At 66.6% G+C, this 25591-nt stretch carries 23 protein-coding genes and 2 pseudogenes; 16 read left to right on the top strand and 9 right to left on the bottom strand.

Translation table 11 applies throughout. The features are described from left to right. Nucleotides 1–104: 104 nt before the first annotated feature. The 3 genes and pseudogenes from RI03_RS13005 to RI03_RS12995 all read right to left on the bottom strand — a co-directional run bounded on the left by RI03_RS13005 (nt 105) and on the right by RI03_RS12995 (nt 3796). Nucleotides 105–1792 (bottom strand): annotated as a pseudogene (locus RI03_RS13005) (AMP-binding protein). Between the two features lie 66 nt (nt 1793–1858). Then, nucleotides 1859–2056 (bottom strand): hypothetical protein, encoded by a 198-nt coding sequence (locus RI03_RS13000; protein WP_010217867.1) that lies wholly within the window; start codon nt 2054–2056, stop codon nt 1859–1861. 30 nt (nt 2057–2086) lie between these two features. Then, nucleotides 2087–3796 carry a GGDEF domain-containing protein gene (locus RI03_RS12995; RefSeq protein ID WP_010217866.1) on the bottom strand — a complete coding sequence of 570 codons (1710 nt, stop codon included), beginning with the start codon at nt 3794–3796 and terminating at the stop codon, nt 2087–2089. A gap of 262 nt (nt 3797–4058) precedes the next feature. Between RI03_RS12995 and RI03_RS12990 the strand changes: the two genes are divergently transcribed. Continuing rightward, a complete protein-coding gene (locus tag RI03_RS12990; protein ID WP_338009635.1) occupies nt 4059–4412 on the top strand; it encodes a UrcA family protein in 354 nt (117 codons plus the stop codon). A 78-nt stretch (nt 4413–4490) separates the two neighbouring features. On the opposite strand, the gene clpA is transcribed toward RI03_RS12990, so the two are convergent. Beyond that, nucleotides 4491–6806: an ATP-dependent Clp protease ATP-binding subunit ClpA gene (clpA, locus tag RI03_RS12985; RefSeq protein WP_010164690.1), complete on the bottom strand. Its 2316-nt coding sequence runs from the start codon at nt 6804–6806 to the stop codon at nt 4491–4493. 126 nt (nt 6807–6932) lie between these two features. After that, nucleotides 6933–7130: a DUF1192 domain-containing protein gene (locus RI03_RS12980; protein ID WP_010217864.1), complete on the bottom strand. Its 198-nt coding sequence runs from the start codon at nt 7128–7130 to the stop codon at nt 6933–6935. Between the two features lie 96 nt (nt 7131–7226). Between RI03_RS12980 and RI03_RS12975 the strand changes: the two genes are divergently transcribed. Together RI03_RS12975 and RI03_RS12970 are read left to right on the top strand one after the other, a co-directional pair. Continuing rightward, a complete protein-coding gene (locus tag RI03_RS12975; RefSeq protein WP_026046709.1) occupies nt 7227–8228 on the top strand; it encodes an NAD(P)H-quinone oxidoreductase in 1002 nt (333 codons plus the stop codon). A gap of 155 nt (nt 8229–8383) precedes the next feature. Beyond that, nucleotides 8384–8653 carry a hypothetical protein gene (locus RI03_RS12970; protein WP_010164687.1) on the top strand — a complete coding sequence of 90 codons (270 nt, stop codon included), beginning with the start codon at nt 8384–8386 and terminating at the stop codon, nt 8651–8653. 440 nt (nt 8654–9093) lie between these two features. On the opposite strand, the gene RI03_RS12965 is transcribed toward RI03_RS12970, so the two are convergent. Next, nucleotides 9094–10413, bottom strand: a complete 1320-nt coding sequence (locus RI03_RS12965; protein WP_010217862.1) for a phospholipid carrier-dependent glycosyltransferase — start codon at nt 10411–10413, stop codon at nt 9094–9096. A 68-nt stretch (nt 10414–10481) separates the two neighbouring features. Between RI03_RS12965 and metZ the strand changes: the two genes are divergently transcribed. From metZ to RI03_RS12940, 5 genes are read left to right on the top strand one after another with little or no spacing between them, the layout of a single operon-like run. After that, complete coding sequence (gene metZ, locus RI03_RS12960; protein ID WP_010217861.1) at nt 10482–11687, top strand: O-succinylhomoserine sulfhydrylase; 1206 nt, start codon at nt 10482–10484, stop codon at nt 11685–11687. A 13-nt stretch (nt 11688–11700) separates the two neighbouring features. Beyond that, nucleotides 11701–12099, top strand: coding sequence for a Co2+/Mg2+ efflux protein ApaG (gene apaG / locus RI03_RS12955; protein ID WP_010164683.1), 399 nt, complete (start codon nt 11701–11703; stop codon nt 12097–12099). 10 nt (nt 12100–12109) lie between these two features. After that, nucleotides 12110–12916, top strand: coding sequence for a LysR family transcriptional regulator (locus RI03_RS12950; protein ID WP_010164682.1), 807 nt, complete (start codon nt 12110–12112; stop codon nt 12914–12916). After that, on the top strand, nt 12913–13443 hold the full coding sequence (locus RI03_RS12945; protein ID WP_010217860.1) for a GNAT family N-acetyltransferase: 531 nt from the start codon (nt 12913–12915) through the stop codon (nt 13441–13443). Before RI03_RS12950 ends, RI03_RS12945 begins: the two co-directional genes overlap by 4 nt. After that, nucleotides 13440–13703 (top strand): hypothetical protein, encoded by a 264-nt coding sequence (locus RI03_RS12940; RefSeq protein WP_010217859.1) that lies wholly within the window; start codon nt 13440–13442, stop codon nt 13701–13703. Before RI03_RS12945 ends, RI03_RS12940 begins: the two co-directional genes overlap by 4 nt. A 3-nt stretch (nt 13704–13706) precedes the next feature. On the opposite strand, the gene RI03_RS12935 is transcribed toward RI03_RS12940, so the two are convergent. Together RI03_RS12935 and parE are read right to left on the bottom strand one after the other, a co-directional pair. Then, a complete protein-coding gene (locus RI03_RS12935; RefSeq protein WP_010217858.1) occupies nt 13707–14918 on the bottom strand; it encodes a hypothetical protein in 1212 nt (403 codons plus the stop codon). Between the two features lie 28 nt (nt 14919–14946). Continuing rightward, a pseudogene (gene parE / locus RI03_RS12930) lies at nt 14947–16928 on the bottom strand (DNA topoisomerase IV subunit B). Between the two features lie 162 nt (nt 16929–17090). On the opposite strand from parE, the gene RI03_RS12925 reads away from it, so the two are divergent. Next, a complete protein-coding gene (locus tag RI03_RS12925) occupies nt 17091–17924 on the top strand; it encodes an outer membrane protein (protein ID WP_010217857.1) in 834 nt (277 codons plus the stop codon). A 175-nt stretch (nt 17925–18099) separates the two neighbouring features. Here the strand turns inward: RI03_RS12925 and RI03_RS12920 are convergent, their stop codons facing one another. Beyond that, nucleotides 18100–18843 (bottom strand): GcrA family cell cycle regulator, encoded by a 744-nt coding sequence (locus RI03_RS12920; protein WP_010217856.1) that lies wholly within the window; start codon nt 18841–18843, stop codon nt 18100–18102. Between the two features lie 83 nt (nt 18844–18926). Here RI03_RS12920 and RI03_RS12915 point away from each other — a divergent pair, with 83 nt between their 5' ends. The 7 genes from RI03_RS12915 to queE all read left to right on the top strand — a co-directional run bounded on the left by RI03_RS12915 (nt 18927) and on the right by queE (nt 25575). Further along, the gene (locus tag RI03_RS12915) at nt 18927–19781 is read left to right on the top strand and encodes an ABC transporter permease (RefSeq protein ID WP_037478966.1); all 855 of its coding nucleotides are present in this window, start codon (nt 18927–18929) and stop codon (nt 19779–19781) included. A gap of 288 nt (nt 19782–20069) precedes the next feature. After that, nucleotides 20070–21269 carry an aspartate aminotransferase family protein gene (locus RI03_RS12910; RefSeq protein WP_010217855.1) on the top strand — a complete coding sequence of 400 codons (1200 nt, stop codon included), beginning with the start codon at nt 20070–20072 and terminating at the stop codon, nt 21267–21269. A gap of 159 nt (nt 21270–21428) precedes the next feature. After that, a complete protein-coding gene (gene argF, locus RI03_RS12905) occupies nt 21429–22346 on the top strand; it encodes an ornithine carbamoyltransferase (RefSeq protein ID WP_010217854.1) in 918 nt (305 codons plus the stop codon). 260 nt (nt 22347–22606) lie between these two features. Then, nucleotides 22607–23557 (top strand): Hsp33 family molecular chaperone HslO, encoded by a 951-nt coding sequence (gene hslO, locus RI03_RS12900; protein ID WP_010217853.1) that lies wholly within the window; start codon nt 22607–22609, stop codon nt 23555–23557. Between the two features lie 84 nt (nt 23558–23641). Next, nucleotides 23642–24064, top strand: a complete 423-nt coding sequence (locus RI03_RS12895; RefSeq protein ID WP_010217852.1) for a DUF3617 domain-containing protein — start codon at nt 23642–23644, stop codon at nt 24062–24064. Nucleotides 24065–24239: 175 nt separating this feature from the next. Then, nucleotides 24240–24938, top strand: a complete 699-nt coding sequence (queC, locus tag RI03_RS12890) for a 7-cyano-7-deazaguanine synthase QueC (RefSeq protein WP_010217851.1) — start codon at nt 24240–24242, stop codon at nt 24936–24938. Between the two features lie 4 nt (nt 24939–24942). After that, the gene (queE, locus tag RI03_RS12885) at nt 24943–25575 is read left to right on the top strand and encodes a 7-carboxy-7-deazaguanine synthase (protein WP_010217850.1); all 633 of its coding nucleotides are present in this window, start codon (nt 24943–24945) and stop codon (nt 25573–25575) included. Nucleotides 25576–25591: the final 16 nt, after the last annotated feature.

Genomic DNA, 25591 nt, shown 5'->3' with positions numbered 1-25591 from the left:
GGTGGGGCAGTGCCTCGCAGAGAGCTGGGTTCTGCTGAACTGCCCCACCCCAAACCCCTCCCTGAAGGGGAGGGGCTTAAGAAGAAGCCTTTCGCGCACACACTTTACGCTTCTTCCGCCATCACTTCGGCGATCAGGTCCTTGCGGCTGAGCTTGCCAATCATCGTCTTGGGCATGGTGAGCCGCACCACAACGGTGTCGACGCGCTCGTGTCGGCCGATCTGCGGGTTGAGCCAGTCGCGCAAAGCCTCGCCCGAGACGTCGGCATCTTCGTTGAGCGTGACATAGGCGCGCGGGTGCTCGCCACGGTACGGATCGGGCAGGCCGACGACGAGCGCTTCCTTGATCGCGGGGTGATGATAGAGAACCGCCTCAATCTGGCTCGGGAAGACCTTGAACCCCGAGACCGAGATCATGTCCTTGAGCCGGTCGACGATCTTGACGAAGCCGTCCGCGTCGATCGTGCCGACATCGCCGGTGCGCAGCCATTTGCCGTCGGCGTTGATGAGGAAGACCTCGTCATCGGCATCGGGGCGGTTCCAATAGCCCTTCATGATCTGCGGGCCGCGCGCGACGATCTCGCCGGGCTCGCCCTCGGCGACGTCCTGCGTCGGGTCGGCCTTGTCGACGAGGCGGAGGCAGGTCGCGGGAAGCGGCTGGCCGATCGTCCCGGTCTTGCCCTCCGCCTCATAGGGGTTGGCGGAGAGCACGCCCGAACTCTCCGACAGGCCGTATCCCTCGACCACGGTCGCGCCGGTGATCTTCTCGAACTTCGCCTTCAGTTCGGGCGCAAGCGGTGCGCCGCCCGAGATGCAGATGCGGAGCGACGCGAAATCGGTCGCGCCGATCCTGCGATGGTCGAGCAGCGCCTGATACATCGTGGGGACGCCGGGGAGCGCGGTCGCCTTGGTCCGCGTGATCGCGGCGAGCACCGCGCCTGCCTCGAACCGCGGGAGCATCACGATACAGCCGCCGTTGAGCACGGTCGGTTGAGCACGCAGGTGTTGGCGAAGACATGGAACATCGGCAGCACGCCGAGAATGCGGTCGGGGGCCTCCGGGTTGGGATCGATCGCCATCACCTGCCGCGCGTTGGCGGAGAGGTTGTGGTGGGTCAGCATCGCGCCCTTGGGGGTGCCGGTGGTGCCACCGGTATATTGGATCAGCGCGACGTCGCTCTCGGGGGCGATCGTCGGGCGGGGGTAGCTGCCGTCGTTGGCGATCAGCTTCGAGAAGGCGAGGATGCGCGGATCGTCCGGCCGCCTGGTCACTTCGCCGCCCTTGAACATGCGGTACAGCAGCGACTTGGCGGTCGGCAACGCGCCCGCGATCGACCCGACGACGAGCCGCTCGAGCGTGCTCGTCTCGAGCACTTCGAGCGCGGTCGGAAGCAACTGGCTTGCGGACAACGTGAACAACAGCCTGGTGCCCGAATCCGCGACCTGATGCGCGAGTTCGGCGGCGGTGTAGAGCGGCGAGAAATTGACGACCGTCGCGCCGAGTTTCAGGATCCCGTAATAGGCCGCGACATAATGCGGCACGTTGGGGAGGAACAAACCGATCCGGTCGCCCGGGCCATAGCCGAGCGCCGCGAGCCCCGCCGCGACGCGGTTCGCGCCATCGTGCGTTTCGGTGAAGCTGTAATGCCGGCCGAGGAAATCGATCAACGGTGCATCGCCCGCGCGCGCGACCGCGGCATCGAAGAAATCCGCCATCGAGGAGGGCGGGAACGCGCTGTCCCACGGGGCAGGATGACGATAGGATTCGTGCCAGATGGCTTCGGGCGTGTTCATTGACACAGGTGTAAGCAAGCCGACGACCGGTCGCAAGGCATTGCGCGTGCGCGCCGCAGGTGCGGCTTACCCGATCGGGCGTGCGGTCCAGGTATAGAGCACCGAGATGCCGACGAGTCCCAGGTCGACCGCCGCCTTGACCTGATGCGGCATCCGGTCCGTGGCGTCATGCGTCAGGATCTGGACATCCGCGGTCGGATGGCGCGCGACGGCGAGCAGCGCGACGCAGGCGCACAGCCCGATGATGATCCGACGATTGCGCAAAGCCCATCTCCTTACGCTTGCGTTATATCCTTAACGGCTGCGCACGGCAAGCGTGGGGGCGGGGCGCCCATGCGCACTGTCGGGGAGGTCACGGCTGCGTGCCCGGTCGCGTCCGGCGGACTTGGCCTCGAACAGCGCCCGGTCCGCACAGGCGTAGAGCGCCTTCCAGTCGGTTTCGCGTTCGAGCGGGCCACTGCACATGCCGATGCTCGCCGTGACGGTCACGTCATACGGCATCCGCCCGGCGCGAAGACCGGTGAGGATATCGTCGGGGTCGACCACCGATTCAGCCGGCACGACGATTGCGAATTCCTCCCCGCCGATCCGCGCGACCAGCGCTTCCGGCGGGACCGCCTGGCGCAATGTCCGCGCGAAGACCCGCAGGACCTCGTCGCCACCGTCATGGCCGATCGTCTCGTTGACCTGTTTGAAATGGTCTAGATCCGCGATCATCAGGATCTGTTCGCCGCTCCGCCCGATCGCGTTGTGGAGGAAGGCGCGGCGGTTGAGCAGCCCGGTCAGCGGGTCGGTATCCGCGAGCAGCCGTGCCGCGATCTCGCGTTCGCGCGCCTCGTCGCGCTCGTTGCTCAGCAGGCGCATGCGATAGGCGATCGCGATGCTCGACAGCAGCGCTTCGATCGTCATCGTCATGATCGTCGAATTGTCGAGCCAGAAGTTCCAGCCGATCATCCCGAGCGAACTCGCGATCCGGAACGACGCCATCACGATCGGCGACGCCCAGGCCAGCGCGAACACCCACAGGTAATTGCTGCGCAACACCCAGGCGCGCCACAGCAACGGCACGACCATCGCCATCTGCAGCGCGAAGGCGAGCGAATAGAAACGGTCGAACAGCCACACGTTCAACGGCGCGAACAGGCAGAAGCCGAGCGATGCCGCCGCGGTGATCGCGCAGGTGAGCGTCACGAGCCGCCCGATCGTCCCCGCGAACACGCGCGCTTCGAAAAAGGTGCGCGCGAACTGGAAGGCGGCGATCGTCGACAGGCCGAGCAGCAGGTAATTCGCGCGGATCCGGTCGTTATTGGCGATCAGCGGATAGAGCCACGCGATCCAGCCGGACGAGGTGACCGTGTAGGCCAGCAATCCGGTCACCATCGCGCAATAGGCGAGCTGGAAGGGGTGCCGCAGCGCCACCCACAAGGCGAAATTATAGCATAGCAGCGCGATGCACAGCCCGGCGAAGGCGGCATACATTCCGCCCATCAGCAGGTTGGAGTCGATGCTCTGCGTTGGCGTCGCCAGCGTCGGATCGCGGACGATCCCGCGAAGGTTGGCGGCGTGGTCGACATGCCACAGCAGGCGGACGAGCGGGGCGGGGCGTTGCGGCAGCGCAATCTCGAGAATCGCGCCGAGCTGGACGTGCCGGGATGCCGCCTGCTGGTCGATCACGGTCGGGACGATCCGTCCGTCGGCATAAAGCGCATACAGCGTGACGACGCCTTGCCACAGGCTGGCGCTGCGCACCGCCACCGGAGCGGATCGACGCAGCGGGGCCGACCGGATCCAATAGCTTCCCGGTCCCAGCCGGCGCTGGTCCGCCGGGCAAACGAAGCCCCGCGACGCGGCAAACACCTGGCGTGGCGAAAGCCCCGGCCGATCGCGCAGCGCGCAGGTCGTCAGCGCACTACCGGTTAAGCCAGCCTGCGCCGCAGCCGGCGTCGGCACCATGCCGAGCACCGCGAGAATCGCTACAACATAGGACAGAAGCGCCAGACGCATCGTCTTTTCCTAGGCCGATGACGGCAAACGGGAAGTAAAGAACGGACTTTCCCCATGTTTTCAACAGGGAAAAATTTAGCGGTGGTTCTGGACAGTTCGGGCGGGTGCGACACAGGCCTGTAATCGATCCGCGCTATAGGCTCGCGCGTCGGAAGAGTCCGCAGCACCCATGCGGCAAGCCGGCTCAAAGCAAAATGCCGAAAAGGCATGACCAGCAGCAGCGTGTCCCTAATCAATTCATACAGTCTTCAGGAGGCTATTCATGTCGCGTGCAATCCTAGCTTCGTGCCTTATGGTTCTTGGCACTCTATCCTTGCAATATCCTGCGGCGGCGACGGCGCAGGACATGACCGTCCGTACGGTCAAGGTCAGCGCCGCTGATCTCGACCTTGCCTCCCCGCTCGGCAAGCGGACGTTCGACCAGCGCGTCACCCGGGCGATCGGGATCGCCTGCGGGGGGTATGGTGAGTCCGATTTCGCAATCCGGGCAACGCAGGCGGCGTGCCGGGCCAAGGCGCGCCGCGACGTCGCGCCGCAGGTCCTAGCCGCGCTCGATGCCCCGCAGCGGCGCGGCGCTACCGTGCTCGCCTCGGCACAGATCACCCCGGCGCGCTGACCCCGTTCACCAAAAATGCGGGCCCGGCAGTGCCGGACCCGCATTTCTGGTTTCTTCGCATGCCCCGGGGGGCAGCGATTACTTCGCGGTCGTGTCGACCTTGCCCGCGGCCTTGCGGCGCGGCTTCTTCGGCGGGGCCGAGGTGATTTCGAACGACAACGCGTTGTCCTTCATCTTCACCGTCACCTCGCCGCCGTGGACCAGCTTGCCGAACAGCAGTTCCTCGGCGAGCGGCTGCTTGATCTTTTCCTGGATCAAACGGCCCATCGGGCGCGCACCGTACAGCTTGTCATAGCCCTTGGTGGTGAGCCACGTCTTCGCCTCGTCGTCGAGGTTGATGTGGACGTTCCGGTCCGCCAGCTGCAGTTCGAGCTGGAGGATGAACTTGTCCACCACCCGTGCCACGACCTCGGTCGGCAGGTAGCCGAACGGCACGATCGCATCGAGACGGTTGCGGAACTCCGGCGTGAACATCTTCTGGACCGCCTGCTCGTCCTCGCCCTCGCGGGTGAGGTTGCCGAAGCCCAGAGTCTCGCGCGCCATGTCGCTCGCACCCGCATTGGTCGTCATGATCAGGATGACGTTGCGGAAGTCGACCGTCTTGCCGTGCTGGTCGGTCAGGCGCCCGTTGTCCATCACCTGCAGCAGGATGTTGAACAGATCGGGGTGCGCCTTTTCGATCTCGTCGAGCAGCAGCACGCTATGCGGCTGCTGGTCGATCGCATCGGTGAGCAGACCGCCCTGGTCGAACCCGACATAGCCCGGAGGCGCACCGATCAGCCGCGAGACCGAGTGGCGTTCCATATATTCGGACATGTCGAACCGCTGGAGCGGAATCCCCATGATCGTCGCGAGCTGCTTGGCGACTTCGGTCTTGCCGACGCCCGTGGGGCCGGTGAACAGATAGTTGCCGATCGGCTTCTCGGGATCGCGCAGACCGGCACGCGACAGCTTAATCGCGGAGGCGAGCTTCTCGATCGCGGCATTCTGGCCGAACACCACGCGCTTGAGATCGGTCTCGAGCGATTCGAGTGCCTTGGTGTCGTCGGTCGAGACCGATTTCGGCGGGATGCGCGCCATCGTTGCGATGACCTGCTCGATCTCGCGGCTGGTGATCGTCTTCTTGCGCTTGGCGAGCGGCACCAGCATCTGCATCGCGCCGACTTCGTCGATCACGTCGATCGCCTTGTCCGGCAGCTTGCGGTCGTTGATGTAACGCGCCGACAGTTCCACCGCCGACTTGATCGCGTCGGGGGTGTATTTGACGTTGTGATGGTCCTCGAACGCGGTCCGCAGACCCGCCAGAATCTTGATCGTATCCTCGATCGTCGGCTCGTTGACGTCGATCTTCTGGAAGCGCCGCAGCAATGCACGGTCCTTCTCGAAGTGGTTGCGGAACTCCTTGTACGTCGTCGAGCCGATGCAGCGGATCGTGCCGCCAGACAGCGCGGGCTTGAGCAGGTTGGACGCATCCATTGCGCCGCCGCTCGTTGCGCCCGCACCAATCACGGTGTGGATCTCGTCGATGAACAGGATCGCGTCGGGCATCTTCTCGAGCTCGGTGACGACCGCCTTGAGTCGCTCCTCGAAATCGCCGCGATACCGCGTGCCCGCGAGCAACGCGCCCATGTCGAGCGAGTAGATCACGGCTGGCAACAGCACTTCCGGCACGTCGCCCTCGACGATCTTGCGCGCGAGACCCTCGGCGATCGCGGTCTTGCCGACGCCGGGGTCACCCACATAGAGCGGGTTGTTCTTGGAACGGCGGCACAGGATCTGGACGGTGCGATCGACCTCTGGGCCGCGACCGATCAGCGGATCGACCTTGCCCTTCTTGGCCTTCTCGTTGAGGTCGACGCAGAACTGCTTGAGCGCGCTTTCCTTGCCTTTTTCGCCCGGCTTCTGCGGCTTTTCTTCTTCGGCACCCTTGGGGGTGGAGGCTTCGGGCGCGGAACCGCCCTTGCCGACGCCGTGGCTGATGAAGCTCACCGCATCCAGACGGCTCATGTCCTGTTGCTGCAGGAAGTAGACCGCATAGCTCTCGCGCTCGCTGAACAAGGCGACGAGCACGTTCGCGCCGGTCACTTCGTCGCGGCCCGAGGACTGGACGTGGAGGATCGCGCGCTGGACGACGCGCTGGAAGCCCGAGGTGGGCGAGGGATCGGTCGCGGCGTCGACCTTCAACGCCTCGAGCTCGGTGTCGAGATAATGTTTCACGGTCGCGGTCAGCTCGGCGGTGTCGACACCGCACGACTGCATCACCTTCGACGCATGTTCGTCATCAATAAGCGCGAGCAACAGGTGCTCGAGCGTAGCATATTCGTGCCGGCGCGAAGACGCAGCCTCGAGGGCCTTGTGCAACGTGGTTTCCAGCGCGGAGGCGAAGGATGGCATCTGTACTTTACTCCATGCGGGCCACGAAAGACGCACTGCCCGTGAGCGCTATGTTGGTAGGCAGGACGCTTGCAACAACCTCTTGAAAACGACTCAGCCGGTACCTGTGTTCCGGGATACGTATCTTTACGACTTAAAGAGCATATCTGCGGTTGCGCGATGGTTAACCGCCGCCTCCCGTTTTCCCCTGGTCCGGACGATTTCGCGCTCGAGCGCGGCAACGCGGTGATCGAGTTCCTCGACCGACAGCGGATCGAGGTCCTGCGCGATGACCGCAGCGAGCGGATCGCCCGCCGTGCTTGGGGGAATCTCGTCGTTGTCCATGCCGAGGATCGTTGACCCCTGCGCAGGGGATGTCAATAAGGCGCGCCGACGAAACGGGACTGGCCGAGAGCGTTGGCAGGACAGGGCCTGATAGTGATGCAAGACTTGCCAGCGACGATGCGCGCGATCGATCCGGATACCGCGGGTGGGCCGGAGGTGCTGACGATCGTCGAACGACCGGTGCCGGAGGTCCGCGCCGACGAAGTGCTGATCCGCGTCGTCGCGGCGGGGGTCAACCGGCCCGACGTGCTCCAGCGCAAGGGCGGCTATCCGCCGCCGCCGGGGGCACCGTCGATCCTCGGGCTCGAGGTTTCGGGAACGGTTGTCGCGCAGGGCGATGACGTCTCGGGGTCGATGATCGGCCAGCCGGTCTGCGCGCTGGTCGCGGGCGGCGGCTACGCCGAATATGTCGCGGTGGCGGCGGGGCAGGTGCTCCCGGTGCCGCACGCGCTGTCGATGGTCGAGGCGGCGGCGCTGCCCGAAACGCTGTTCACCGTGTGGACCAATCTGTTCGAGCGCGGCTATGCGACCGAGGGCGACAGCGTCCTCGTCCACGGCGGGACCAGCGGGATCGGGACGATGGCGATCGCACTCGGCGCAATCTTCGGGCTGAGCGTGATCGTGACCGCAGGGTCGGACGACAAATGCGCGGCGGCCACGGCGCTCGGCGCGGCGCATGCGATCAACTACAAGACCGAGGACTTCGTCGCGCGGGTGAAGGAGATCACCGGTGGCGCGGGCTGTGCGGTGGTGCTCGACATGGTCGGCGGCGATTATGTCGCGCGCAACCTGCAATGTCTTGCGGACGATGGCCGGCACGTGTCGATCGCGGTGCAGGGCGGCGCGATGGCGACGATCCCGATCTTCGAGATCATGCGCCGCCGCCTGACGCTGACCGGATCGACGCTGCGCGCGCGCGATGCGTCGTTCAAGGCGCTGGTCGCGGACGAACTGCACCGCACGGTGTGGCCGCATGTCGAGGCGGGGCGGCTGAAGCCGATCCTCGACCGGACTTTCCCGCTGGCCGAAGCCGCCGCCGCGCATCGCCGGATGGAGGCGGGCGACCATGTCGGCAAGATCGTGCTGACGCTCGACTGACCCACGCAGTCGTTGCGGTATTATTAAACTTTTAGGTCTTTTCCGTCGGTTATTAAAAAGATACGAAATTGCGCGGCGACTTTCCGGAACAAAGCCGGGGGCTGCGTATTACTGATCTTCGGCCTTCAGGCCGTTCGAAATAGGGTGATTCACAAATGAAGAAGATGTTCGTTCTCGCCGCTGCTGCCGGCCTCGTCTCGCTTGCCGCCTGCAACTCGACCCCGCGCGAGCAGGCTGCCGACAATATCGAGTCCAACACCGAAGCCGTTGCGGACAACCTCGAGGACGCAGCGGACAACGCTTCGACCGTCGCAGGCAAGGACATGCTCGAGAACAAGGCGGACTCGGTGCGCGCAGTGGGCCAGAACCAGGCAACCGACATGCGCACCAACGACCCCGACACGAACCTGTCGAACGGCATGTAAGAAACAGATCGGACCGTTCCCAAGCACGGTTCGAACTGGAAGGGCGCCCGGGGAAACCCGGGCGCCCTTTTCTATTTTGGGGGCGGGTTTCTCCTCCTCCCACCGTTCGTCCTGAGTAGCGACCGAGTAGGCGAAGCCGTAGCGAGGACGCGTATCGCAGGACAGGTTGCCGCGCGTGCCGGTCCTTCGATACGCGCCCTCGATACGCCCCGGCAGAGGGGCTACTCGGTCGCTACTCAGGACGAACGGGGGGTATTCCGGCGACCGGGCAGGCGAAGCCGTATCGAGGGCGCGTATCGCAGGACAGGTTACCGCGCGTGACGGTCCTTCGATCCGCGCCCTCGATACGCCCCGGAAGAGGGGCTACTCGGTCGCTACTCAGGACGAACGGGTGGGGGTGACGTGGGCGTAGATAGTGCTGCCGAAGCCGACGACCCGGCTCACACCCAGGTCGACGACCACGTCCAGTAGCGGAACGCCCCCGGCCCGGGCAGCGGCGCTGCCGACAGCACCGGATAGAACACCGCGAACAGCACGATCACTACCGCCAGGTACGCGGTATCCCTCCGCCGCGCCGCCGGAAAATGATCGAACGCCACCGCCAGCGCGACGCACAGCGCAATGCTCGGCAGATAGTAATAATAGAAGAAGCCGATCTTCTTGGGGATCAGCACCCACATCGCATAGCTGCCGATCCACAGCCCCGCCGCCGCGAGCAGGCGCGGGGACCGTTCGCGCACCCCCGCATGAAGACACGCCGCCACCGCCACCAGCCCGCCCCACAGCACCGCGAGATTGCCGATCAGCATAACCCCGCGCTGCGCACCGTCGGCGCGTTCGTACAGATACCAGATCGGGCGAACCATGATCGGCCAGCTCCACCACCCCGACTGATAGGGGTGCGTCGGGAGCGGCATCGTCTGGCGTTCGTACATCCGCTGTTGGAACGGGAGCAGCGTGGCGAGTGTCATCGGATCGTGCGTGTAGAAGAAGGCGGGCGCGAAGGTCGCGCAATAGGCCGCGACGCTCACCGCCCCCAGCACGAGCAGCGCGGGCACCACCGCCATTCCCGGCCAGTGGCGATGCCCGCCCGCGTTGAGTGCGGCGAACACGGAACGCCCGGTCCGTCGCGAATCGTCCAGCCGCAGCAGTACGAAGCCGAGTGCCGCGCAGGCGATCAGCGGTGCCGCGGCCCATTTCGCCGCAACCGCGAGGCCGAGCAGAATGGCCCCGAGGACCCAGCGCACCCACGCCGCGCGACCGTCCGGCGCGCGCATCGCCCATAGCAGCGCCGCCAGCCCGACCATCACGAACGCCCCCATGAACCCGTCGAGCATCCCGATCCGCGCCTGGACGAACACCGTGCCGTTGAGCAACGCGAACAGCGCCCCCAGCACCGCCGGCCGCACGCGCCCGAGTATCAGCCACAGGATCGCGAACACCGACAGCACGGTCGCGGTGCCCGCCAGAGTCGAGAAGAACCGCCACCCGAGACTCGTATCGCCGAACAGCAGGATCCCGCCCGCGATGATTTCCTTGGCGAGCAGCGGATGCTCGATGTTGGTCGGCCCCGCGAGCGACAGCAGCATGCGCGCGGCGGGGACGTAATGCGTCTCGTCGAACATCAGCTTGGTCGGGATCGTCAGGCGATAGCTGAACAGCGCCTGCGACAGCAGCGCGAGGGCGGCGGCGGCGCGGTACGGATGGGGGCGGGCGTCGCTCACGGTCGTCTCTATCCCGCCGAAAGGATCCGCTTTCAAGCGGCGTTGCCAGGCTGACGGGATCACGGGCATTGACGCGCCCCGCCGCCACCCGGCAAAGCAGGCGCATGAAACGCCGTACCGGACAAGACCAGAGCATCACCCGCCACTGGCGCCCCGCGACCCAGGCGGTCCGCGGGGGCACCGCGCGCAGCGAGTGGGGGGAAACCTCCGAGGCGCTGTTCCTCACCTCGGGCTATGCCTATGATTGCGCGGCCGATGCCGCGGCGCGGTTTGCGGGCGAGCAGACCGGCATGACCTATTCGCGGTTGCAGAACCCGACGGTCGAGATGCTCGAGAATCGCATCGCGTTGCTCGAGGGTGCCGAAGCGTGCCGCACGATGGCGACCGGCATGGCGGCGATGACCGCGGTGCTGCTGTGCCAGCTCCAGGCGGGCGACCATGTCGTCGCGGGGCGCGCGGCGTTCGGCTCGTGCCGCTGGCTGGTCGATACGCTGCTCCCCAAGTTCGGGATCGAGACGACGACGATCGACGCGCGCGACCCGCAGCAGTTCGAGGATGCGTGCCGCCCCAACACCAAGGTGTTCTTCTTCGAGACCCCCGCCAACCCGACGATGGACATCGTCGACCTGAAGGCGGTGTGCGACATCGCGCGCGCGCGCGGGATCGTGTCGGTGGTCGACAATGCCTTCGCCACGCCCGCGCTCCAGCGCCCGATGGAATTCGGCGCGGACGTCACCGCCTATAGCGCGACCAAGATGATGGACGGGCAGGGGCGCGTGCTCGCGGGCGCGGTGTGCGGGACCGAGTCGTTCATCAACGACACGCTGCTCCCCTTCACCCGCAACACCGGGCCGACGCTCAGCGCGTTCAATGCGTGGGTCGTGCTGAAGGGGCTGGAGACGTTGGATCTCCGCATCCGCTGCCAGTCGGAGAATGCGCTGAAGGTCGGGACGTTTATCGAGGGGCGGGTGCCGCGGATGCTCCATCCGTTCCTGCCGAGCCACCCGCAACACGAACTCGCGATGCGCCAGATGGACGCGTGCGGCCCGATCTTCGCGTTCGAGGTCGCGGGGCGGACCCAGGCGCATGCGCTGCTCGATGCGCTCGAACTCGTCGACATCTCGAACAACATCGGCGATTCGCGATCGCTGATGACGCATCCCGCCTCGACCACGCATTCGAGCGTCGCCGAGGACAAGCGGCTCGAAATGGGCGTGACCGAAGGGTTGCTGCGGATCAACGTCGGGCTCGAGGATGCGGACGACGTGATCGCGGATATCGACCAAGCGCTGACGGCGGCGGGGCTGTGACCGGGGTGGCATCATGAAGGCGCTTTTCCCCCACGTCGCCGAAACGCTCGGCGTCACCGTGCGCGTGTCGGTCAGCTTCCTGCCCGAACAGTCCGAGCCCGAGCGGGGTCGCTGGTTCTGGGCGTATCACATCCGGATCGAGAACGATTCGCCGGGTGCGGTGCAATTGCTGACGCGGCACTGGATCATCACCGACGGGCGCGGCGCGCGGCATTCGGTCGAGGGCGAGGGCGTGATCGGCGAGCAGCCGATGATCGAGCCGGGCGAGAGCTTCGATTACGTGTCGGGCTGTCCGCTCTCGACGCCGAATGGATCGATGGTCGGGAGCTACCACATGCTCGGCGAGGACGGGGCGGGGTTCGACGTCGATATCCCGCGCTTCACGCTGCTCGCGCCGGCGGTGGGGGCGTGAGCGTCTCGCCATGAAGCGCACGCACCTCCCGCTCAACGGCCTCCGGGTGCTCGATGCCGCCGCGCGGCACCTGAGCTTCACCCGCGCCGCCGACGAACTGGCGGTGACGCCGGCAGCGGTCGGGCAGCAGATCCGCGCGCTCGAGGATACGCTCGGCGTCGTGCTGTTCCGCCGCACGACCAAGGGGCTCGAGCTGACTCCCGAGGGCGAGGGCGGGCTCGCCGCGCTGCGCCACGGGTTCCTCCAGTTCGAGGAAGCGGTCCGCGCGATGCAGGCGGGACAGACGAGCAAGTCGCTGACGATCGCGGCACCCCGCGACCTGACCGAAAAATGGCTGATGCCGCGCCTCGCCGACATTGCGCGCGACGATCCCGAACTGCGGTTCGTGCTGATCTCCGCCGATGCGTCCAACGCGAGCGCGGCGATCGACTTTACCGAGGCCAATCTCGATCTCGCGATCCGCTGGGGCGACGGCCCGGGCGAGCATGAGGGCGAGGCGATCCAGTCCGCCGGGATGGTCACGGTCGAGCGCCCCGGTGGCGGCGCGGAGACGCGGATCGCCTGGCCGGGCTGCGTCGACGACGAGTCCGCGTCGCAGGTCCGCGTCGGCGATGCGGGGCTCGCGATCGATGCAGCCGCGCAGGGGCTCGGCCGCGCGACCGTCCCCGAACTGCTCGCGGCGGCGGATCTTGCGTCCGGGCGGATCGTCGCGGTGGGCGAGGCCAAGGCGTATCGGCTCGGCTACTGGCTGGTCGCGCCGCTCCCGCAATGGCGGCAGAAGAAGGTCAAGACGCTCGTCGCCGCACTGACGGGATGAGGGATATCCCGGTCCTCGAGACCGCGCGGCTGCGGTTGCGCGTACGGACCGCCGACGACGCGGAGGCCCTGTTCCCCACGCTGTCCGATCCGCTGGCGATGACCTATTGGTCGCACGCACCGTTCGAGACGGTCGCGGCGGTACGCGCGCGGTTTGCCGAACCGTTCGTCATCTGGCGCGCCTGGGCGCTCACGCACCACGGAAGCGATACCGCGATCGGGTTCGTCGCGGTGGGGGACAAGCGCGAGGGCAAGGTCTCCGAGATCGGCTATATGGTCGACCGCGCGCACGGTGGCGCGGGTCTCGCGCGCGAGGCGGTAGCGCGTGTGATCGACCAGTTGTTCGTCGCCGAGGGGCAGCGCCGCGTCTTCGCCGACACCGATCCCGACAATGTCCGGTCGAACGCCTTGCTCCAATCGCTCGGCTTCACGCTCGAGGGGCGCTTGCGGGCGGAGTGGGAGACGCATATCGGCGTGCGCGACACCTTCCTGTGGGGGCTGCTCGCAACCGAATGGAAGACCCGATGACCGCCCGTCCCAATCTCAACGATCCCGCCGAACGCGCCGCCTATCAGCGCGAACTGCGGATGGTGGCGCGGCCGGTGCGGTGGCTGGGCGTCGGCATCGCGATCCTCGCGGCGGTGCTCGCGCTCGTTCGCGCGCGCTATGCGCCGCAGATCCCGATGGTCCTGCCGCTGTTCCTGCTCGGGGTCGCGGCGCTGCACATGATCGCGGCGGTCGTCATCCGGGTGAAATACCACCAGGCGCGGATGAAGCCGCCGGAGTGACGGTCAGGCGGGATCGGGATCAAGCAGCGCGCGCACCAGCCGCGGGTTCGGATCGCGCTGCGGGCGGCGGGTTCCGGTGACGGAGCGCCAGTTCGACGTGAAGGTGAAGCGTTCCCGCGCCCGGGTGGGCTCGGCCTGGCGGGCATAGCGCCGCTGCCCGACCGCGCTGACGATGACCGCGGCCCAATTGCCCTCGGTCTCCACCCGCTCGCCATGCCGGTCGACGCGGGCATCGCGAACGCGGCCATCGGGATCGACGGTGAACACCACGTCGATCCACCGCCGGTCGAAATTGGACATGGCGACCGGGATTTGCAGCGACGGCTGGAGGCTCTGGCTGTCGCCCTGCGCGTCGGGTCGCGGGGCCGCGTTGCCGGTCGCGCCGATCGAAACCGAGGGCGCGTACAGCAGCACCGCGGGTTCGCCCGCCGGAATCATCGGATGCGCCGCGATCAGCCGGTCGAGATCGCCACCGCGTGCCTTGAGGAGTGCAAGTTGCGTCTGCTGGGTCCGCGCCTGTGCCACGAAGGGCGCAAGCTTGGGGTCGTGCATCCTGAGGACGTCGCGGATCGCGGTTGAGGCGATGCTGGCATAGGATTCGTAATGGACTTCGGCGAGCCGGATGTTGAGCGCGGCGATCCGCAGGAGCGCGAGCGCCTCGATCTCGCGCAGCCCCAGCTTGTGCGCGCGTCGCGCGACGGCGCGATATTGCACCTGGCTTTCCTCGAGCCTGCCATCGGCCGCATACGTGTCGCCCAGTTCGACCCGTTCGAGGGAGACGCGCGGATCGGTGTCGGACGTCCCCGCCTTCATCGCGCTGATCGTGTCGAGCGCACTCGACCATTCGCTGTCGACCAGCCCGAGATGTGCCGCCATCTGGCTGTTGGCGTGGTGCAGATTGGCGACCGCGACCGGGTAGCTCTGCGCGAACCGGGCGTTGCGGTGGCGCGCCGCCAGCAGCGCGGTTCGCGCGTCCTGATAGTCCCCCGCCTCGAACTGCGCCTGCGCCAGATCGAGCGTGATCGCGATGTCCCGGTCGGGCCGGCATCCTTGCGCAAGACAGGCCGCGAGCAGCCGTTTGTAATCCGGGATGCGGTTGCCGACGACGACGATATCGCGGTCGGTGGGGGGAGCGGGTTGCTGCGGCACCGCTTGCGCTGCGGCGGGTGCCGCGATGACGCCCAACACCGATACCCACCACGAAGCCGTCGTCATCGCTGGTCTCCCGATTCCGGGATTGAGACTAGGCGTCGATCGCGTCTTCGTCCATCCGGGCCGCATTTTCCTGAATGAATGCATAACGATGCGCCGGATTGGTCCCCATCAGCCGGTCAACCAGATCCTTTACCCCCGCGCGCGCCTCATATTCCTGCGGCAGCGTGATCCGCAGCATCGAGCGCGTCTTGGGGTCCATCGTGGTTTCGCGCAGCTGCATCGGGTTCATCTCGCCGAGGCCCTTGAACCGCCCGATCTCGACCTTCTTGCCCTTGAACTCGGTCGCCTCGAGCTGCGCGCGGTGCGCGTCGTCCATCGCGTAGAGGCTCTTGGTCCCGGCGGTCAGGCGATAGAGCGGCGGCTGCGCGAGGAAGACGTTCCCGGCGCGGACGATCTCGGGCATTTCCTGGAAGAAGAACGTCATCAGCAGCGTCGCGATATGCGCGCCGTCGACATCCGCGTCGGTCATGATGACGACGCGCTGATAGCGCAAATGATCCGGGTTGCAGTCCTTGCGCGTCCCGCACCCGAGCGCGAGGATCAGGTCGGCGATTTCCTGGTTGGCGTGGATCTTGGCCGAGGTCGCCGAGGCGACGTTGAGGATCTTGCCGCGGATCGGGAGGATCGCCTGCGTCTTGCGGTCGCGCGCCTGCTTGGCCGAGCCGCCTGCCGAATCACCCTCGACGATGAAGATCTCTGTCCCCTCGGGACCGTTGGACGAGCAATCGGTCAGCTTGCCCGGCAGCCGCAGCTTGCGCGCGGAAGTCGCGGTCTTGCGCTTGACCTCGCGCTCGGCTTTCCGGGCGAGGCGTTCGTCCATCCGCTCGACGACATAGGTCAGCAGCGCCTTGCCGCGGTCCATATTGTCGCTGAGGAAATGGTCGAAATGGTCGCGCACCGCGCGCTCGACCAAGGTCGCCGCCTCGGGGGAGGTGAGGCGGTCCTTGGTCTGGCTCTGGAATTGCGGGTCGCGGATGAAGACGCTGAGCATCAGCTCGCTGCCGGTCATCACGTCCTCAGCCGAGATGTCCTTGGCCTTCTTGTTGCCGACCAGTTCGCCGAACGCGCGGATGCCCTTGACCAGCGCCGCGCGCAGGCCCTGCTCGTGCGTGCCGCCGTCCGGAGTGGGGATGGTGTTGCAATACCAACTGTACGACCCGTCGCTCCACAGCGGCCAGGCGACCGCGCACTCGACGCGCCCCGCGGTGCCGGGGAAATCCTGCCGCGCGACGAACAGTTCGGTCGTCGCGCATTCGCGGCTGCCGAGTTGTTCGCGCAGATGATCGGCAAGACCGCCGGGAAACTGGAACACGGCTTCGGCGGGCGTGTCGTCGCTGATCAGCTCGGGCGCGCATTTCCAGCGGATCTCGACGCCCGCGAACAGATACGCCTTCGAGCGCGCAAGGCGGTGGAGCCGCGCGGGCTTGAACCCCATATCAGGGCCGAAGATCTCGGTATCGGGCGTGAAGGCGACGGTCGTGCCGCGCCGGTTGGGGGCGGCGCCGACATGTTCGAGCGGCCCGAGCGTCTCGCCGCGCGAAAACTTCTGGCGATACAGTTCGCGGGCGCGGGCGACCTCCACGACGGTGTCGGACGACAACGCGTTGACGACGCTGACCCCGACGCCGTGGAGCCCGCCGCTGGTCGCATAGGCCTTGCCGTCGAACTTGCCGCCCGAATGGAGCGTCGACAGGATCACCTCGAGCGCGGACTTGCCCGGGAACTTGGGATGCGGGTCGACGGGATGCCGCGGCCATTGTCCGAAACCGTCAGCCGGTTGCCCGGCGCGAGCTCGATCTCGATCCGCGTCGCATGCCCGGCGACCGCCTCGTCCATCGCATTGTCGAGCACTTCGGCGGCAAGATGGTGATAGGCGCGCTCGTCGGTGCCGCCGATATACATGCCCGGCCGCCGCCGCACCGGTTCGAGCCCCTCGAGCACCTCGATCGACGCTGCATCGTAATCGGTGGGGACGTGCTTTGGGCTGGCTGCGAACAGGTCTTCGGACATGGCGTGGCTATACGGCGCGGATGGCAGACCTGCCAAGCGGCATCGCAGAATGGCGACCTGTTGCGGGAAAACAACGCTTCCGACATTTTCGCGTCACATCTGCGGCAATTCGCGTCCGCATACGTTCCTCTTTGGCTTTTCAAGCACAACCGGGAGTTTTCTATGCGTACCAAATACTTGCTGACGGCGGCTGCGGCCCTGTCGACCCTTGCCGCGCCGGCTTTCGCGCAGGAAATCGACGACAAGCCCTTTGACGGTCTCTACGTCGGCGGGACGGTCGGTTTCGATGCGCAGCGCAACGACGTCAACACCTCGATCCTGTTCGACCGCAACCTCGATGGCCAGTTCGGCGACCAGGTGACGACGGCGGCGGGTGGCAACGCCTTCTCCCCCGGTTTCTGCAACGGCGCGGCGCGCTCGAACGCGAACCTCAACTGCCGTAACGACAAGGACAACATCAGCTATTCGGGCCGCGTCGGTTTCGACAAGCAGTTCGGCCACATCGTCGTCGGCGCACTCGGTGAGTTCGGCAAGAGCGAAGTCCGCGACAGCGTCTCGGCGTTCAGCACCACGCCTGCCTTCTACACGATGACGCGCAAGGTGAACTACAACGCGAACGTCCGTGGCCGCGCCGGCTATGCGCTCGACAAGACCTTGTTCTACGGCACCGCGGGCGGCGCCTATGCCAAGATCAACTCGAGCTTCCAGACGAGCAACACCGCCAACGCGTTCACCGCGCGCGGCGACAACGACGCATGGGGCCTGGTGGCTGGCGGCGGGATCGAGCAGAAGCTCGGCAAGCACTTCTCGGTCGGTCTGGAATATCTGTACAACCGCTACAAGGACGATGGCTTCCGCGTCCGCGCGACGCAGGGCACCGCGCCGGTGACCAACCCGTTCGTCCTCGCGCCCAACACCAGCGGCACCGATTTCCGCCGCAGCGACGACAAGTTCACCTGGCACAGCGTCCGCGCGACCGCGCAGTTCCGCTTCTGAGCATAGCGCTCCGTCACCCCGGCCTCGTGCCGGGGCCACCGGACTCCGCTGGCTGCGGTGGCAGGATGTGCGGCACGGTGGATGCCGGGCCAAGCCCGGCATGACGGCGGGAACACAAAAAAGGGGCTGCGCACCAACCGGTGCGCGGCCCCTTTTCTATCGGTAGCGCCGAAGCTCAGCGCGCGCGCGGCCCGCCGAACGGCAGCGGTGGTGCGGGGCGACGGTCGCGGCGCGGAAGCTGCGCCTGATAGGCGTGGCCGCAATGCCCGACGCAATAGGGGAACCCGGGGTTCACCTTCTCGCCGCAGAAGTGGAAGTCCGGCTCGCCCGGATGGCCGATCGGCCACTTGCAGATCTTGTCGTTGAGATCGAGCAGCGTCGTCTTGCCCGCCATGTCGGCGGACGGCTTGGCGGGGACGAGGCGGCGCGGCGGGGCCGGGGTGATCGGGGCCTGCTGCTCGCCGGGTGCCTGACGCAGGAAGCCGCCGGGGCCGACCGACCGCAGGATCGGCGGCGCGGGGCGAACCGGCGCTGCGGGGGCCTCGGCCTCCTCGTCGTCGGTGTCTTCCTCGATCGCGTCTTCCACCACCGGGCGCGGGGCGGGCGGCGGCGGGGGCGGTGCAGCGGCGACCGGCGGCGCGACTCGCTCGACCGGCGCGCGCGGGGCGGGGGCGGGCTTGGATTCGGCAGGCGCGGGCGGCGCGGCGGCGGTGGCGGGCGCTGCTGCTGCCGCGGCGGCCTTCGCCGAGCCGTCGTTGGGCTTCACCGGCGACGGGCGCGACTGGAGGCCAAGGCGATGCGCCTTGCCGATCACCGCGTTACGGCTGACGCCACCGAGTTCCTCGGCGATCTGGCTCGCGGTCTGCCCTGCTTCCCACATCTTGCGCAACGTATCGATGCGTTCGTCGGTCCAGCTCATCTGCTCTCGTTTCCAATCGTCCCGGGCCGCCAAATTCCTGTTCCGGGTTGCAGGCGGCGGCGGCAGTCTTTAGCGACCATGCCATGAGCAGCCAGCCCCCAATCGGCGAAATTCGTACAACGGCGATGAACGCCCCCGGCGTCCCGGTCATCCGGAGCGTCAATTGGGGCGGTCTGCGAACGCTCTATATCAAGGAGGTTCGCCGCTTCTTCAAGGTGCAGTTGCAAACCGTGTGGGCGCCAGCCATCACGACGCTGCTGTTTCTGGTCGTCTTTACCATCGCGACCGGCGCGAAACGCCCGGTGCTGGTCGGCGGGGTCGAAATCCCGTTTGCCGATTTCATCGCGCCCGGGCTGATCATCAGCCAGGGGATGATGGGGCCGGCGTTTGCAAACGCCAGCTTCTCGCTGATGGTCGGCAAGATCCAGGGGACGATCGTCGATTATCTCCAGCCGCCCTTGTCGACGATGGAATTGCTGACCGCTTTGGTCGGCGGCGCGATGACGCGTGCGTTCATCGTCGGGTTCGTGGTGTGGCTGGCGATGGCGATCTATCCGGACGTGCACGTCACGCCGCGGCATCCGCTGGCGATCCTGTGGTTCGGGTTCCTCGGGGCGGCGTTCCTCGCGTTCCTCGGCGTGCTGACGTCGATCTGGGCGGACAAGTTCGATCATGCCGCCGCGGTGACCAACTTCGTGATCACGCCGTTGGCGTTGCTGTCGGGGACGTTCTACTCAGTCGACAAGCTCGCGCCGGCGTTCCGCGCGTTCAGCCATGCCAATCCATTTTTCTACATCATCTCGGGGTTCCGCTATGGGTTCCTCGGGACGGCGGATTCGCCGGTGCTGTTGGGGTCGGTGATCATTCTGGCGATCGACATCGTGCTCGGGCTGCTGTGCTACCTGCTGTTGCGGAGCGGGTGGCGGTTGAAGAACTGACGTTTTTCGGCGGTTTAAGAAGGGTTTGATCGCACAAAGGCACAAAGACACGAAGAGGGGAGGGCGCCGGCGGCGGCGCGCGTGCCTGTCGGATTTCGCCTGCGGCAGCTTCATATCGGCCTTCTTTACTCTTCGTGTCTTTGTGGCTTTGTGCGATCATTCCTTCCGGCATCAACCCGAACGAAAAGCGGCCAACACATGGTGTTGCGCTCGCCCCCCAATCCCCGTAAAAACCGTAATCGGGCGACCGCACAGGGCGCCCTTTTTGCTTTTTGAAGGAGACGCGTCGTGTCGACCCCAGCCCTGATGCCCGTATACCCGCGTTGCGGCGTGCGTCCGGTGCGCGGCGAAGGCGTCTATCTCTACGGCGAGGACGGCGCGCAATATCTCGACTTCGCCGCCGGGATCGCGGTCAACGCGCTCGGCCACGGGCACCCCAAGCTGATCAAGGCGATCGCCGATCAGGCCGCGACGCTGATGCACGTCTCCAACCTCTACGGGTCCCCACAGGGCGAACATCTCGCGCAGCGGATCGTCGAAAGCTCGTTCGCGGACACCGTGTTCTTCACCAACTCCGGCACCGAGGCGGTCGAATGCGCGATCAAGGCCGCGCGGCGCTATCATTTCGTCACCGGCAACCCGCAGCGGACCACGCTGATCACGTTCAACAACGCGTTCCACGGGCGCACGATGGGCGCGATCTCGGCGACCAACCAGCCCAAGATGCGCGACGGGTTCGAGCCGTTGCTACCGGGCTTCGCCTACGCGCCGTTCAACGATCTCGAAGCGGCGCTCGCGCTGATCGATGACACGACGGCAGGGTTCATGGTCGAGACGATCCAGGGCGAGGGCGGTGTCTCGGCGGCGACGACGGAGTTCCTGCAAGGGCTGCGCAAGGCGTGCGACGAGCACGGCCTGTTGCTGGTGCTCGACGAAGTCCAGTGCGGCTATGGCCGGACCGGCAAGATGTGGGCGTATGAGCATTACGGCATCACCCCAGACATCCTCTCCTCGGCCAAGGGCATCGGCGGCGGCTTCCCGCTCGGCGCGTGCCTCGCGACCGAGGAAGCGGCCAAGGGCATGGTGTTCGGCACGCATGGCTCGACCTATGGCGGCAACCCGCTCGCGATGGCGGCGGGCGAGGCGATCCTCGACGTGATGCTCGAGCCGGGTTTCCTCGAGCATGTCACCGCGATGGGCGAGCGGTTGCGCACGTCGGTCGAGCAGATGATTCCCAATCACGACCAGATCTTCGAGGGCGTCCGCGGCAAGGGGCTGATGTTCGGAATCAAGCTGAAGGACGCAGCGGTCGCGCGCGATTTCGTCGCGCATCTGCGCGATCATCACCAGCTGCTGACGGTCGCGGCGGGCGAGAACGTCGTCCGCGTGCTCCCGCCGCTGGTGATCGAGGAAGCGCACATCACCGAGTTCGTCCAGAAGCTGAGCGATGGCGCACGGGCGTATACCGCGATGGCGGTGGCGGCGTGAGCGGATTTCCTCAAATCCTCCCCCGCGCAGCGGGGGAGGGGGACCGTGAGCATTCAGCGAACGGTGGAGGGGTTGCGACGGCGGTTGTTGCGCCCAGCCCTAACCCCCTCCGTCTCGCTGCGCTCGCCACCTCCCCCGGTGCCCGGGGGAGACTGTAACGTGCGCAATTTCCTCAGCCTGTCCGATGCCGGCCCCGACGGCGTCGCCGCGATGCTCGCCGATGCGCTCGACCGCAAGGCCGCGCGCGCGGGCTGGCCCAAGGGCAAGGCGGATGCGGATGCGCCGCTCGCCGGCCATACGCTTGCGATGGTGTTCGAGAAGAACTCGACCCGCACCCGCGTCAGCTTCGACATGGCGATCCGCCAGTTGGGCGGCAGCAGCATCATTCTCGATTCAGGCACCACCCAGCTCGGGCGCGGCGAGACGGTGGCGGATACCGCGCGCGTCCTGTCGGGCTATTGCGATGCGATCATGCTGCGCACCGACGATCACGCGAAACTGGAGGAGATGGCGCGCTACGCCACCATCCCGGTGATCAACGGCCTGACCGACGCATCGCACCCGTGCCAGATCATGGCCGACCTGCTGACGCTGATGGAAGCGGGCAAGCCGCTCCCCGGCCTCAAGGTCGCGTGGCTGGGCGATGGCAACAACGTGCTCGCGTCGATCATGGAAGCCGCCGGTCTGATGCAGTTCGACGTGGTCGCGGCGTGTCCGCAGGGGTTCATGCCTGCCGACGGCGACGTCGCGCTCGGCAAGGGGCGTGCGCGCGTCGTCGGGACCGCGCGCGAGGCGGTCGAGGGCGCGGACGTGATCGTCACCGACACGTGGATCTCGATGGGGCAGGATCACGCCGAGACCAAGCTCAAGGCGATGTGGCCCTATCAGGTCGACGCCGCGCTGATGGCGACTGCGAAGCCCGACGCCAAGTTCCTCCACTGCCTCCCCGCGCACCGCGGGGAAGAGGTTACGGCCGACGTGATCGATGGGCCGCAGTCGCTGATCTGGCCCGAGGCGGAGAACCGGCTGCATGCGCAGAAGTCGGTGTTGCGGTGGTGCTTCGGGCAGATCGGTTGATTGGGGGCTGGGGGTTCCTATCTCCTTGGTTCTGTCGTCTCGAGGGTGTCGTCTCGCTCGACGCCTCTCCTTTTCCCGTTCGTCCTGAGTAGCGACCGAGTAGGCGAAGCCGTATCGAGGGCGCGTATCGAAGGACAGGTTGGCGCGCGCATCCTGTGCTTCGATACGCGCCCTCGATACGCCCCGAAGAGGGGCTACTCGGTCGCTACTCAGCACGAACGGAAGGGGTGGACGGGATTCCAAAGTTCAGAGGTAGAAGCATGACCCCCGTTCCAACCACCCCAACCAAGCCCACCACCCCCGCCGACACCGACCGCGCGATCGGCTTCACCATCCCCGCGCGCCACGCGCGCGGTCGGATCGTGCGGCTCGCGCCCGTGCTCGACACGATCCTCGCCGCGCATGCCTATCCCGCGCCGATCGAGGCGTTGCTGACCGAGGCGCTGACGCTTGCTGCGTTGATCGGCTCGACGCTCAAGGAAGCGGGTGGCCAGCTCACCATGCAGGCGCAGACCGAGGGCGGGATCGTCAAGCTGCTGGTGTGCGATTATCGCGGCGGCGAACTGCGCGGCTATGTCGATTTCGACGCGGACCGGCTTGCCGAGGCGCCCGAGGATCCGACGCTGTTCGCGTTGTTCGCCAAGGGGTATCTCGCGATCACCTTCGACCAGGCGGACACCGGTGAACGCTATCAGGGGATCGTCCCGCTCGACGGCGATTCACTGAGCAAGGCCGCGGAGCATTACTTCCTTCAGTCCGAACAGATCCCGACGCTGATCCGCGTCGGCACCGGCGCGCTCGGGCAAGACGGGCGCGTTGCGGGCGGGCTGTTGCTGCAGCATCTCCCCGAGGGCGAGGACGGGCGCGACCGGATCCATACCCGGCTCGACCATCCCGAGTGGGAGCATGTCGCGATCCTCGGCGGCACGATGAAGCGCGAGGAGCTCGCTGACTCCAAGCTGTCGCTGGAGACGCTCGTGTGGCGGCTGTTCAACGAGGAAACCGAGGTCCGCGTCCAGGGCGAGACGCGGTTCGTCCGTGGTTGCCGTTGCTCGCCGGATTACATCGCTTCGGTGCTTGCGAAATTCCCGCCCGAGGAACAGCGCGACATGGCGGACGAGGACGGGATGATCGTGGTCGACTGCGCGTTTTGCGCGCGCAAGTTCCCGGTGCCCGCGGCGCTCGAGATTGTTACGCCTCCGTCATTGTAAGTAGGCGCGCGCGCCCCAGATAAGCAGCCGAGGCGGGAGCATGGCGCAAGGGGCGCCTGTCCGCTGCGGCGGGGTTGCACGACGATGATCACGAAACGGGGATGGGGGCGCGCTGCGCTTGGCGCAGTCGGCCTGACGCTGGGCGGCGGGCTGGCGGTCGCAGCGCTGCCCGCGCTCACCGCGCTGGCCCGGGTCGAACATGGGCAGTGGGAGCTGAAGGCGATCGGCTCGAACGATGCCACGCGCACCCTCTGCATTACCGACCCGCGCGTCCTGATCCATTACGGTCACGACGTCGGGCAATGCCAGCATAGCGTGATCACCAACGACACCAACACGACGACGCTGCATTACGCATGCCGGGGCAGCCACGGCCAGACCACCGTCAAGGTCGCGACGCCGCGGTCGTTCAACCTCGAGACGCAGGGCATCATCAACGGCGCGCCGTTCGAGGATGAATATGAGGCCCGTCTGGTCGGCAGTTGCACGCCCGCAAAACCCCGTTGATCGTATCGTTAAACGTTCGTTTACACTTGGGGGGTAGGAGGGGAGCTGCATTCCGTGACGGAAGGCTTTCCTCCTGATCTGCCCTTCGATGGGCAACCCCCTGGGTCGCTTACGGGCGGCCCATTTTTTCGTCTGCTTGCGTAACGCAGAGGCGGAGCCTACCTAACGGCGCATCATGACAGATCAAACGACCAAGCAGGTCGCCCCGGCAGCCGTGGTGCTCGTCTCGGGCGGCCTCGATTCGATGGTTTCCGCCGCGCGTGCCAAGGCCGACGGCCACCGCCTGTTCGCGCTTTCGGTGGATTACAACCAGCGCCACCGGCTCGAGCTCGAGTCCGCCGCGCGGATCGCTGCGCATCTGGGGGCGGAGCGGCATATCGTCCTGCCGCTCGACCTTTCGGCGTTTGGCGGCTCCGCGCTGACCGCGGACATCGCGGTGCCCAAGGACGGGGTCGAGCCCGGCATCCCGGTCACCTATGTGCCTGCGCGCAACACGATCTTTCTCAGTCTGGCGCTCGGCTGGGCCGAGGCGGCGGGCGCGCGGGACCTGTTCATCGGCGTCAACGCGCTCGATTATTCGGGCTATCCCGATTGCCGCCCCGAATTCATCGCCGCGTTCGAAGGTCTTGCCGAACTCGCCACCAAGGCCGGGGTCGAGGGCGAGCCGTTCAGGATCCACGCCCCGCTCCAGCACATGACCAAGGCGGATATCGTCCGCGAATGCGCCGCGCTCGGTCTCGACGCCGGGATGAGCTGGTCGTGCTACGATCCGACCCCCGAGGGGCTGCATTGCGGGACGTGTGACAGCTGTCGCCTGCGCAAGAAGGGGTTCGAGGACGCCGGCCTGCCCGACCCGACCCGCTACGCGGTCTGAGGCGATGAGCTACGCGGTCAAGGAGATGTTCCTGACGCTCCAGGGCGAGGGCGTCCAGGCGGGGCGGCGCGCGGTGTTCGTGCGCTTTGCCGGGTGTAATCTTTGGTCGGGACGCGAGCAGGACCGCGCGAGCGCGATCTGCCAGTTCTGCGATACCGATTTCGTCGGCACCGATGGCGCGGGCGGTGGACGCTTTGCGGATGCGACGATGCTTTCGACGGCGGCGGCGGCTTTCTGGGGGGCGGGGGAAAGCGATCGCTTCGTCGTGCTCACGGGCGGCGAGCCGATGCTCCAGATCGACGACGCGCTGGTCGACGCGCTTCACGCCGCCGGGTTCGAGATCGCGATGGAGAGCAACGGGACGCTGCCCGCGCATCCCGGGATCGACTGGGTCTGCATCAGCCCCAAGGCGGGGAGCGTGGTGGTGCAACGGGCGGGGGATGAGCTCAAGCTCGTCTGGCCACAGCCGGGGAGCGACGTCGCCGAACTCGAGACCTGGGATTTCGGGCATCACCTGATCCAGCCGCTCGACAGCGCGGCGGCGGCGGCAAATCTTCAGGCGGCGATCGACCTGGTAATGGCGCGGCCGAAATGGCGGCTGACGTTGCAGGCGCATAAGACGCTGGGATTGCGCTGAGCCAATCGCCGGACAA

This window comes from Sphingomonas sp. PAMC 26621, from assembly GCF_000251145.1.
Classification (GTDB): Bacteria; Pseudomonadota; Alphaproteobacteria; order Sphingomonadales; family Sphingomonadaceae; genus Sphingomonas.
This window is presented reverse-complemented; position numbering and strand designations above follow the sequence as displayed.

Bases quoted from the DNA above. Each gene is read 5' to 3' on its own strand.
- RI03_RS12995 (WP_010217866.1), bottom strand. From the start codon at position 3,796: ATGCGTCTGGCGCTTCTGTCCTATGTTGTAGCGATTCTCGCGGTGCTC.
- RI03_RS12990 (WP_338009635.1), top strand. From the start codon at position 4,059: ATGTCGCGTGCAATCCTAGCTTCGTGCCTTATGGTTCTTGGCACTCTA.
- clpA (WP_010164690.1), bottom strand. From the start codon at position 6,806: ATGCCATCCTTCGCCTCCGCGCTGGAAACCACGTTGCACAAGGCCCTC.
- RI03_RS12980 (WP_010217864.1), bottom strand. From the start codon at position 7,130: ATGGACAACGACGAGATTCCCCCAAGCACGGCGGGCGATCCGCTCGCT.
- RI03_RS12975 (WP_026046709.1), top strand. From the start codon at position 7,227: ATGCAAGACTTGCCAGCGACGATGCGCGCGATCGATCCGGATACCGCG.
- RI03_RS12970 (WP_010164687.1), top strand. From the start codon at position 8,384: ATGAAGAAGATGTTCGTTCTCGCCGCTGCTGCCGGCCTCGTCTCGCTT.
- metZ (WP_010217861.1), top strand. From the start codon at position 10,482: ATGAAACGCCGTACCGGACAAGACCAGAGCATCACCCGCCACTGGCGC.
- apaG (WP_010164683.1), top strand. From the start codon at position 11,701: ATGAAGGCGCTTTTCCCCCACGTCGCCGAAACGCTCGGCGTCACCGTG.
- RI03_RS12950 (WP_010164682.1), top strand. From the start codon at position 12,110: ATGAAGCGCACGCACCTCCCGCTCAACGGCCTCCGGGTGCTCGATGCC.
- RI03_RS12945 (WP_010217860.1), top strand. From the start codon at position 12,913: ATGAGGGATATCCCGGTCCTCGAGACCGCGCGGCTGCGGTTGCGCGTA.
- RI03_RS12940 (WP_010217859.1), top strand. From the start codon at position 13,440: ATGACCGCCCGTCCCAATCTCAACGATCCCGCCGAACGCGCCGCCTAT.
- RI03_RS12935 (WP_010217858.1), bottom strand. From the start codon at position 14,918: ATGACGACGGCTTCGTGGTGGGTATCGGTGTTGGGCGTCATCGCGGCA.
- RI03_RS12925 (WP_010217857.1), top strand. From the start codon at position 17,091: ATGCGTACCAAATACTTGCTGACGGCGGCTGCGGCCCTGTCGACCCTT.
- RI03_RS12920 (WP_010217856.1), bottom strand. From the start codon at position 18,843: ATGAGCTGGACCGACGAACGCATCGATACGTTGCGCAAGATGTGGGAA.
- RI03_RS12915 (WP_037478966.1), top strand. From the start codon at position 18,927: ATGAGCAGCCAGCCCCCAATCGGCGAAATTCGTACAACGGCGATGAAC.
- hslO (WP_010217853.1), top strand. From the start codon at position 22,607: ATGACCCCCGTTCCAACCACCCCAACCAAGCCCACCACCCCCGCCGAC.
- RI03_RS12895 (WP_010217852.1), top strand. From the start codon at position 23,642: ATGATCACGAAACGGGGATGGGGGCGCGCTGCGCTTGGCGCAGTCGGC.
- queC (WP_010217851.1), top strand. From the start codon at position 24,240: ATGACAGATCAAACGACCAAGCAGGTCGCCCCGGCAGCCGTGGTGCTC.
- queE (WP_010217850.1), top strand. From the start codon at position 24,943: ATGAGCTACGCGGTCAAGGAGATGTTCCTGACGCTCCAGGGCGAGGGC.